This window comes from uncultured Salinicola sp., assembly GCF_937921195.1.
Taxonomy (GTDB): Bacteria; Pseudomonadota; Gammaproteobacteria; order Pseudomonadales; family Halomonadaceae; genus Salinicola.
In genome coordinates this window covers 1-7,082 of the sequence record NZ_CALFQK010000037.1, presented here as the reverse complement: position 1 = coordinate 7,082, position 7,082 = coordinate 1, and the positions used below count along the sequence as shown (strand labels likewise).

Genomic DNA, 7,082 nt, shown 5'->3' with positions numbered 1-7,082 from the left:
AGGATCGCCTTTACGGCATCGATGACGAGATCGAGAGCAACGCCCTCAACGTGCATATCTACCAGTTGCGTCGCAAGTTGGGACGCGATGTCATCGAGACGGTCCGGGGCGTCGGCTATCGTCTCGGCGCGCTTCCCGCCGACGATCGACGGCATGGCGATACGCCCTCATGAGCCTTCGGCTGCGTCTCGTCGCCACGCTCGGGATCACGCTGATGCTGCTGTGGGGGCTGACGGCGGCGTGGTCGATGCGCGATCTCTCTACCCAGCTCGAGCGTTCGCTGGATCAGCGCCTGGCTCAGTCGGCGCGAATGGTGGCCGGCCTGCTCGATCGCGTGCCAGCCGCGGCCTGGGATGGAGAAGTGGGCGAGACGTCGACCATCCCTGCGCTCGAGGGCGTCGCCTGCCGCGTGTCGTCGCTGCGCGGGCAGGTGGTGGCGGGTACGCACCCTGAAATGAACGATGTTCTCGCAGTCGATGACGAAGGCTACAGCTACCGCGATCACAACGGCCAGCGCTGGCGCGTCTATACCCTGATCGACGACGATAAGCGCATCACCGTGGCGGATCGCCTGCGGGAGCGGGAGTCGTTGCTGGCCCAGGTACGCCGTGCGGCGTTCTATCCCTTTTTACTCGCTTCGATCGGCAGCCTGATCGCCCTGTGGTGGGGCGTGACCCGGGGTCTGTCGCCACTTTCGAGGCTGCAGCGGCGCCTGATGTCACGCGATCACGACGATCTCTCGGCACTGCCGATCCGCGGTTTGCCGGGGGAAATTCGTCCGCTGATCGATGGATTCAACACCCTGCTTGCGCGCACCCGGCGCATGCTGGAGTTGGAGCAGCGCTTTACCGACGATGCCGCGCATGAGCTGCGCACGCCGCTGACCGCGATTCGGACCCATCTTCAGATCGCGCGACGCGTCGACGGCGATCCCCACCAACAGGCGATGCAGCAGGCGGAGGCGGGGGTGGGGCGGCTGACGAAGACGCTCGACCAGTTGCTGTTGTTGGCACGCATGGAAAGCGAGGAGGTCGCGCAGGGGAGTGTCGACCCCACGCGACTGGGAGAGGCCCTGGAGGCCGCGATGGTGGAGACCGGCAGTCGTGAACGGTGCCACTGGCGCGCATCAGTCGACCGACTTCATGTCGCGCTATCCGGGGAGCTGCTGGTGATTGCGCTGCGCAATCTGCTCGAGAATGCCATGCGTCACGGTTCGCCCGACACCCCGATCGAGATCGAGGCGCACGAGGCGGATGGCTTGGCCGTGATCGACATCGTCAACCAGGGCGAGACCATCCCGCCCGAGCAGATCGCCCGCCTGACGGAGCGCTTTCATCGCGGCAATCATCCCCAGGGCAGCGGCCTGGGGTTATCCATCGTCGAGGCGATCGCCGCCCGGGCCGGCGGCAGCCTGCGGCTCACCTCCGGCGACGGGATCGGGCTGCGAGTCACCCTCTCGCTGCCCCTGGCCTGAGTCGTCCGTGCGGATGAGCAAGGACGGGTGAGCAGGAGGTGGATAAGCAGGGGGGACAGGAAAGCTCAGGGTGAGTCGCTACCCATAATGGTGTTCAGCTTGTTCGGCGAGGGAGCGCCCATGACCTTGTGCACCTCGCCATCGTCGTCCTGATAGAAAATCACCGGTGTGGCATAGAGCTGGGCGTCGCGCATCACTTGCGTGTTGTCGGCGACCCACTGCTCGCTCTGATCGGTTTCCTCGCTGTCCGGCATGGCACCGGTGCGATAGTGTTCGGCGATCGCGGCGCTGGGATCGTCTGCCGCCAGAATCGCGGCGGCTTTCTCAGGGCTGTCTGCTTTCAGAATGCCCACCATCAGGTGACGAATCTGGACATCACCGCTTTCGACCCAGGGCTGAGCATCCTGCCAGAACTTGCGGCAGTAGGGGCAGTTGGGATCGCTGAAGGTGTAGACCACGCGCGAGGCATCGGTATCGCCCTCGCGGACCCAGTGATGCTCCGCCATCGTCTTCCATAGCTCGGCATTCTTGGGTCCATCGACGAGCTGTTCCAGCGGCTCGGCAGAGACGTCGCGGCCCTGGGCGTCGATCAGCGTGCCGACGACGGCATGCTCTCCGTCCGGCGTCAGATAAGCGGCCACACTCTGTCCTCTAATGCTGGCAGCGTAGCCCTTGAGACCGCCGGGGGCATCGAATTCACCGTGAATGGTGAGGCCCTGCTGCTCGAGTGTCTGAATCGGCGCCGGCCAGTCGGCGGCGGCGGCGGGCAGGCTTGCCGCCAGGGCAATACCGGCAGCCAATGGCAGCGCGAGCCGTAGTGGCATTATTCGGGGGGCGTGATTTTGCATCGTTGTCGTCTCCGTTTGTTAATGTCTAGCGGGAAGGTCGAGTGAAGCGCTCGGGTTGAAAGCGCGTCTGGACCGTCATGGGGTGAAGCGCTCGAGACTGCGATCGAGCGTGGCACGGGAAAGCTCACCGAAGTGGGTATCGACGAGCTGGCCGTCGGCGTCGTAGTAGAGGGTGGTCGGCATGGCCATGGCCCCCACTTCGCGACCGAAGGTCATGTCCGGATCGCGATAGAGATGATCGAGCGAGAGGGACTCCCTTTGCAGAAACGTCTCGACGGTGTCGACGCTCTCGCCCTGATTGACGAACACGAACGACACGTCGTCCCGTGCCTGCTGGGCCTGTTCCAGTATCGGCATCTCGCGACGGCAGGGCGGACACCAGCTCGCCCAGAGATTGATCACCATGGGCCGGCCAGCTTCCTGCAGCACGGTGGGCAGGGCTACCGGCGAGCCATCGAGATCTACCAGCGGGATCGAGGGCAGGCTCACTCCGCGGGGCGCCATCAGCGTCAGCGCGCCAGCGGTCATCGACCACGCCAGCGCACCGGAGAGAACCGCTGCACCTAGGGGGCGGCGCATGGCCGGCTGCCGCCAGAAACGCCAGGCCAGATAAACGAGAGCGATAGCCAGCCCGGCCAGTGGCTCGAACCCGCGATCCCGGATGTCTAGCCAGGACCAAAAGGTGTCGTAGCTCTGCCAGTAGCGGGCCACGAATACGATGCGTGCGCCGATGACGCCAATCAGCAACGCATTGAACAGAACATCGCCGACACTGACCTGTCGACGACGGCCCATCCAGGCACCCACGATCAGCGCGACGACCATGGCCAGGGTCAGCAGAAGCTGGCCCAGACTCACGCCCAGCGGCCCCAGAGCGATACTGCGATCGAGCGGATTCATGGTCAGCCCTCCGTGGACTCGTTGGCGCGCTGTTTGGCTTGCGCGTAGCGGTCGAGAAAGGCTTCGGCATCCAGTTCACCGATGATGCGGGCGCTGCGCTGCTCCCGACCGTCGGGGCCAAACCACATCAGGGTCGGCGGGCCGACGATGGCGAAGTGCTGCATGATCGCCTGATCCTCGTTGTCGTAATCCGTGACGTCGATACTCAGTCGCTGCACGTCCTGGAGCGTCTCCTTGACGGTCGGGTCGCTGAACACTTCCTGTTCGATGACTTCGCAGGAGACACACCAGTCGGCGGTGAATTCGACCAGTGTCATCTGGCCGCTGTTGGCGGTTGCCCGGACGCGGCGTTCGAGCGTGGCCAGATCCTTCACGTCGTCGAACGCGATAGGCCCGGCTCCGTTGGCACCCTGCGAGGTCGTTGCCACACCGCTCGGGACGTAGACCGACAGCGGTCGCCAAGGGTCGTTGGCGCCACCGGCGGCACCGATCAGGATCAACGCGCTCCACAGACCGATGATGGCGGCACTGGCTGTCGCAACCTGGGGAAGGACACCTCTCGGCCTATTGCCATCTGGGTCGTTACCACGTGCCATGGCGACGAGAGAGATCGCAGAGCCCAGGCCCAGCGCGCCCCACAGGCCAAGAACGAGGGCATCCGAGAGGATTCGGGCGACGAACCAGATCGCCATGCCCAGCAGCACGAAGCCGAACAGCGCCTTGACGCGGGTCATCCAGGCACCGGGCCTGGGCAGCAACTGGCTGCCGAGCGTGCCGATCAGAACCAGCGGGGCGCCCATGCCGAGGCCCAGCGCGAGCAGTGCCGCACCGCCCAACCACGGATTGCTGGTGTCGGCGATGAAGAGCAGAGCGCCGGCGAGTGGGGCGGTCATACAGGGGCCGACCAGCAGGGCGGAGAGCACCCCCATGACGGCGACGCCCTTGAATCGGCCGCCGCGCTGTCTCGACAGTCCCGCATCCAGGCGTTGACGCAGCGCCCGCGGCAGTTCGAGCTCGAAGGCACCGAACATGGCGAGCGCCAGTACCACGAACAGCACCGAGAAAATGCCGATGAACCAGACATTCTGAAACAGCATCTGCAGATTGGCGCCAGCCATGGCCGCGGCCACACCCAGTATCGCGTAGGTTGCAGCCATGGGGAGAACGTAGGCGAGCGAGAGCACGAAGCCGGCGGCTCGCGGATTCTCCCCGCTGCGACGTTGGCCGACGATCAGACTGGAGAGGATGGGGATCATCGGCAGTACGCAGGGCGTGAAGGTCAACAGCAGCCCCATGCCGAAGAACGCTGCCAGCGTCCAGATCCCGTTGCCACCGGCGAGCTGCGCCGCCAGTTGCTGATCTTCCGCCATCGCGGCGTCTGTCCGGGGCTCAGGCTGAGTGGTGGAGCCTGACGCGACAGACGCTGATGCCGCGGATGACGCATTCGGCACATCGGCCAAGGCATCCGTTCCCGGCGCGTTCGCGTCGGTGGTGCTGCTCCCCGAGGCACCGGCTACGGATTCCAGCTCGAAGGTTCGCTGCTGCGGCGGATAGCAGAGGCCGGCATCGGCGCAACCCTGCCAATGAAGGGTAATGGTATCGGCTTCCCCGGGCTGCGTGGTCATGCTCAACGCATGACGATAGATCTCGGAACGACCGAAGTACTCGTCCTCGATGGTCTCCCCTTCGGGGATATCGAGCGACAGTTCGCGCTCATCGGCCTGAGCAGAGAAGCTGTGGCGATAAAGGTAGTAACCGGGCTCGATCTGCCAGTCGATTTCCACCTCGTCGCCGTCTTGTATCAGCGTCGGTTCGAAGGCCTGATCCGGCGGCAGGAAGTCGCTCTGTTGCTCGAACGGATCCTGCGCCATGGACAGCGTGGCGACACCGAGCAATGCCAGCATCATGATCCACTGGACTCGCCTTGACCGCATTGACTTCCCCTTCGTTCCTGCCCGCATCGGCTGCGCTCCTGATTCGATGGCGACAGATTGGCCCATGGGGATGAGCTGAAAATGAACCCTTGCTATCGCTGCCGGTAGCGTATATTCATTTATTGAATATCGTTATTCTTTTTATGAGATCTAAGCGGAGGTCAAAATGCACAATTACCCCTCATCGCAGTGGCTCGACTCTTTGGGGCTGATTCGAGGCAAACCCGGTAATGCCGAACTGGCGATCCCCGATTCGCCGCCGCCTGCGGGCCAGACGGTCGATCAGTGGCTTCCCGCGCCCGGCGAGACCTGTCATGGGCTCTTTCAGATTTCCAGTGCGGCCGATGCGCCGGATCGAGTGCATGGCGGTGTCATGCGGTTGGTACGAACGCTCAATCTGATGTCACAGGCCGAGGTGGCGTGTCGCGCCGTGGTCGTCGTTGCCGGGCCGGCGACGCCATGCGTGTTGAAATCTGCAGCCTATCGCGAGCGGATTGCCGAGCCGTCACTCGAGGAAAACCCAAACGCGCCCTGGTGGAACACCCTGCGCCAGCAAGGGGTGCCCGTGCTGGTCTGCCTGCAGGCGCTGGCCGCTCAAGGACTGTCGCTCGAGGAGGTCGAAGCCGGTATCGAGCCGGTGCAGTCGGGCTTGAGCGCATCGTTGGCACTTGGAAGAAATGGGTTTGTTCTGCTTAATCTATAAGAATGGCTATATTCCGTTATCGGAGTATGAACGGGACATATCCGAGGGAGGCGAGGCGCTCGGTGAACTCTTTGAATTTTCATTAATATTCCCGCCGACGAAAACTCCTTTTCCTGATTCCTAGTAGCACCAACAGAGCGGCAAGCAGCCAGGTTGGCAAGCTACCAACGCGGCTAAACGGGGTCAGCCCAGTCATAGGTGTAACTTCGCCAATGACGCTTGTTGCTTCAAACTGTGGGCCGCGCTGTCGCAGATTACCCTGATCGTCGATGATCGCGGTAACACCGTTATTAGTCGCGCGTATCACATAACGACCGTTCTCGAGCGCCCGCAGCCTCGCCATCTGCAGGTGCTGCAGAGGCCCGATTGAGCGGCCAAACCAGGTGTCATTAGAGACCGTAAGCAACGCTTTGGCGTTTCGGGCGCGCTCGGCGACCAAATCGGGATAGACGATCTCGTAGCAGATAGCGTTCCCGATAGCGACTTCGTGGGTAAAAATCGGCGGCTGCGATTCAGCCCCGGCGCTGAAGTCCGACATCGGAAGATCGAAAAAATCGATCACGTCGCGGAGCATGAAATCCAGGGGAAGAAACTCACCGAAGGGAACCAGGTGCGACTTGCGATACTCCCCTTGCACCGCCCCGGTGCCGATGATGGCATTGTAATAACGCTCGTCGCGGTCACCTTCTACGATACCGGTGAGAAGCGCTGTATCAGGAGGAAGTGAAGCCTGCAGGCGTTCAAGATAGGGGCGAGCCTGATTCGCGAACATTGGCAATGCCGTCTCAGGCCAGACAACGACATCGGCGTTCATGGGTAGTTCATGGGTCATCCGAGCATAAACCTCCAGTGCGTCACGCTGGCCCTCTGAGCTCCACTTCTCGAGTTGAGGCAAGTTGCCCTGAATTAGCGCGAACCTCAGTGGATCTCCGGCCTCGTGGGTCCACTGGGCTGGCATCGCTAGTGTAGCGAGCCAGAGCATAGCGATGGGCACCGCAGCCCACCAGCGTCGCCGGAAAAACTCGACTAGTAATGTCCCCGTCAAAGCGACGATTAGTGAAAGTAAATAAACCCCACCAATAGGCGCCCATGTCGCTATGGGCGAATCTACTTGAGCACTACCCAACAGTAGCCATGGAAAACCGGTGAATGCCCAGCTACGAAAAGCGGGTATCCGGATTATCTGGTTGGTATGCGAGAGAGAAAGGTGGCCGACAAACTCA

Annotated in this window: 7 protein-coding genes; 3 read left to right on the top strand and 4 right to left on the bottom strand. The window is 62.6% G+C overall.

Annotated features, from left to right (window positions below; genetic code table 11):
* Together Q0602_RS03410 and Q0602_RS03405 are read left to right on the top strand one after the other, a co-directional pair.
* On the top strand, positions 1-173 hold a 173-nt coding region (locus tag Q0602_RS03410; protein WP_298838994.1), incomplete at its 5' end, for a winged helix-turn-helix domain-containing protein.
* Positions 170-1,474 carry an ATP-binding protein gene (locus Q0602_RS03405; RefSeq protein ID WP_298838992.1) on the top strand — a complete coding sequence of 435 codons (1,305 nt, stop codon included), beginning with the start codon at positions 170-172 and terminating at the stop codon, positions 1,472-1,474. The genes Q0602_RS03410 and Q0602_RS03405, both read left to right, overlap by 4 nt.
* A 65-nt stretch (positions 1,475-1,539) precedes the next feature.
* On the opposite strand, the gene dsbG is transcribed toward Q0602_RS03405, so the two are convergent.
* The 3 genes from dsbG to dsbD form a co-directional block, all read right to left on the bottom strand.
* Entirely contained in the window at positions 1,540-2,322 is a 783-nt protein-coding gene (gene dsbG / locus Q0602_RS03400) for a thiol:disulfide interchange protein DsbG (protein WP_298838989.1), read from the bottom strand.
* A gap of 75 nt (positions 2,323-2,397) precedes the next feature.
* Positions 2,398-3,222 carry a prolipoprotein diacylglyceryl transferase family protein gene (locus Q0602_RS03395; RefSeq protein ID WP_298838986.1) on the bottom strand — a complete coding sequence of 275 codons (825 nt, stop codon included), beginning with the start codon at positions 3,220-3,222 and terminating at the stop codon, positions 2,398-2,400.
* A gap of 2 nt (positions 3,223-3,224) precedes the next feature.
* Positions 3,225-5,156: a protein-disulfide reductase DsbD gene (dsbD, locus tag Q0602_RS03390; RefSeq protein WP_298838983.1), complete on the bottom strand. Its 1,932-nt coding sequence runs from the start codon at positions 5,154-5,156 to the stop codon at positions 3,225-3,227.
* A gap of 166 nt (positions 5,157-5,322) precedes the next feature.
* Between dsbD and Q0602_RS03385 the strand changes: the two genes are divergently transcribed.
* Positions 5,323-5,859: a DsrE family protein gene (locus Q0602_RS03385; protein WP_298838980.1), complete on the top strand. Its 537-nt coding sequence runs from the start codon at positions 5,323-5,325 to the stop codon at positions 5,857-5,859.
* 82 nt (positions 5,860-5,941) lie between these two features.
* Here the strand turns inward: Q0602_RS03385 and lnt are convergent.
* Positions 5,942-7,082: apolipoprotein N-acyltransferase (gene lnt / locus Q0602_RS03380; RefSeq protein WP_298838977.1), on the bottom strand; the 1,141-nt coding region annotated here is incomplete at its 5' end.